General features: G+C 44.4%; 1 protein-coding gene and 1 pseudogene. Both read right to left on the bottom strand.

Annotation, left to right across the window (positions count from 1 at the left end; translation table 11 throughout):
* Window positions 1-34: 34 nt before the first annotated feature.
* Complete coding sequence (locus tag ACYVRA_RS06150; protein ID WP_461251870.1) at window positions 35-1,870, bottom strand: ASKHA domain-containing protein; 1,836 nt, start codon at window positions 1,868-1,870, stop codon at window positions 35-37.
* Window positions 1,870-2,380 (bottom strand): annotated as a pseudogene (locus ACYVRA_RS06145) (acetyl-CoA decarbonylase/synthase complex subunit gamma); the annotation flags it as partial. The gene ACYVRA_RS06150 and the pseudogene ACYVRA_RS06145, both read right to left, overlap by 1 nt.

Here is a 2,380-nt window from a genome sequence, read left to right as displayed (position 1 = left end):
CATTCCATTTGGCAATATGCTGGCAACAACACCGTCACTCAAATAATTTCTTATCCGTATGCGGTAAAAAAAGCGCGCCTGTGTATCTGTCCATGTAGTTAGCCTCGCTGCTTAAATCCATGTACGTTATTTTATTGGCAATCTCATACATTTTTTTCCTTCTTTCTTCGCTAACCAGAGTAAGATACGCGCCCAAAACTGAAGTGTTGCCAAGAAAGGCAAACTTTTCGTTTGGAAGGCGCGGCAACAAGCCGATTGTTCTCGCGTCTTCAAGATCGAGAAACCTTCCAAAGCCGCCGGCTACGCAAAACTTTTCCACGTCGTTAAACGACATTCCCGCATTGTCAAGCATTGTTTGGCAGGCGGAGAAAATAGCGCCCTTCGCGCGGATAAAATTGTTAATGTCGTTTTCATTGAGCGATATTCCGTCGCAAAGAAAATATTCGCCTTTTTTTCGCGAAAACTTCCCTGCGGAGTCAATAATTCCCTTCCTGAAAAGTTCAGCGATAGCCGAAATTACCCCCGATCCGCAAATGCCGATTGGATCCGCGCCGCCGATTGTGAAGATTTGCGGTTTGCCGTTTTCGTCAATCAATACCCTTTCTATCGCTCCTGAACACGCCCGCACTCCGTGTTTTATTCCTCCACCCTCAAAAGCGGGACCGGCCGAGCAGGCGCAGGCGAAAATAAAATCGTTATTTCCTAGAACAATTTCTCCGTTAGTGCCAATGTCGATAAATAAAATAAGTCCGCCTGAATATTTTGGCGGCGCGGCAAGAGCGGTACAAAGCAACCCTGCGGTTATGTCGCCCCCCACATAGCTTCCCACGGCGGGAGCGAATAATACGGGAGCGTTTTCACACACGCCTATTCCTACCTGCACCGCCGTATAACATTGCGGCAGGAAAACTGCCGGAGTATACGGAGAAAGACGGATATATTCAGGAATGACGCCTAACAGTAAATGAGTCATTGTGGTATTTCCTGCCGCAGATACGCAAACTATCTGATTCGCCTCAATTCCTGTATCTTTACAGGCGGCAATTAATAACTCATTGATTGTTTTAAGTATCCGTGTTTTTAATTCGGGAAGGAATTTCTTCGCGTAATTAATCCGGCTTATCACGTCCAAACCGCATTCAATTTGACCGTTATAAGCGTTATGAACCGCGATAACTTTTCTGTCTTCCATGTCTGCAAGCCACAATGCTACTGTTGTGGTTCCTATATCGACGGCAATTCCATAAGCTTTCTGATGTTTTTTAGAAACGTCAACTATCTTGGCGACATCGTTTTCTATAAAATAAAAAGCCTGTACTTCGCCTTCCGGGAAAAAACTGCTTTCGATTGACGCGCCTGTTTGCTGACTCGGCGTAGAATTGGAGTTGCGTAATTTTTCAGGCAAAACAGCTAACACATTAAGAGGCATTTCTACGGCCTTACATTCCGTTCTTTTTGTAAACGCTTTTGTAAATCTGTCAATGTCAGATAACCCGTCCAACGGCGCGGGTTTCGCAATTTGAAGATTTACTTTTTTTAAAAACGATTCTTTGCTTTCAGGCAAATATTCGGACGGATCGTTAAAGTTTTCAAATTGACCTTCCCTGACGGAAGATTTTCCGTAAGCTGACTTTGGAATCTCCACTGTAATTGGCTCATCAGGAACGGCGGTCTGGCAAAGAAGCGCGTCTTTAACGCTTTCCCCATTGCCCCTAGACGCGGTTATTTTTACGCGGCATTTTTGGCACGTTCCCTTGCCGCCGCACGGAGTCTCAACAAATATTTTGGCGGAACGCGCGGCGGACAGGAGCGATGTGCCTTTTTCAGCTTCTACTGTGATATTATCCGGTAAAAAAGTTATTTTTGGCATTATTTTTTCATCAGTACATTTTTAATAAAGCCTTCCAAATCTCCGGCTTCACCGGGACCGACAAGAACTTTATAACCCGGCATATTTTCTTCAAGCTCGCCTGATATTTGCGCGACATAACCGGGGATAACAATTTGTTTTGTTTCAGTCTGTTTTTCTATGTCTATCTCCTTAATAAACTTGGCGATTGAAGAGCCTGAAAATTTTCCCGCCGCCCACGCCGTCAGCACGCTAAAACCCTCACATTCGGGGATAACAAGCCACGCTGAAATGCCGCTATTTTCAATTTCTCCTGAAACCAAAAAGTAGGTTAGCGAAAAATTTGTCGTTACAAAAATAGGCGACTTTTTATCAGGCTCGCCTATCGCGTAAAGTTTCGGCTCTACCTGAATTGGTTTTTGCGGGTCCGTATAAATATTTTGGCGTAATGTAAACAACGGCATAAGTTGCGCGGGATCAAAAGTTGGCATAACTATTATTCCACCAAATTTATCAATCTCCGTAAATGCG

This window comes from Treponema sp. R8-4-B8 (assembly GCF_054786175.1).
This window is presented reverse-complemented; position numbering and strand designations above follow the sequence as displayed.

Bases quoted from the DNA above. Each gene is read 5' to 3' on its own strand.
- ACYVRA_RS06150 (WP_461251870.1), bottom strand. From the start codon at position 1,870: ATGCCAAAAATAACTTTTTTACCGGATAATATCACAGTAGAAGCTGAA.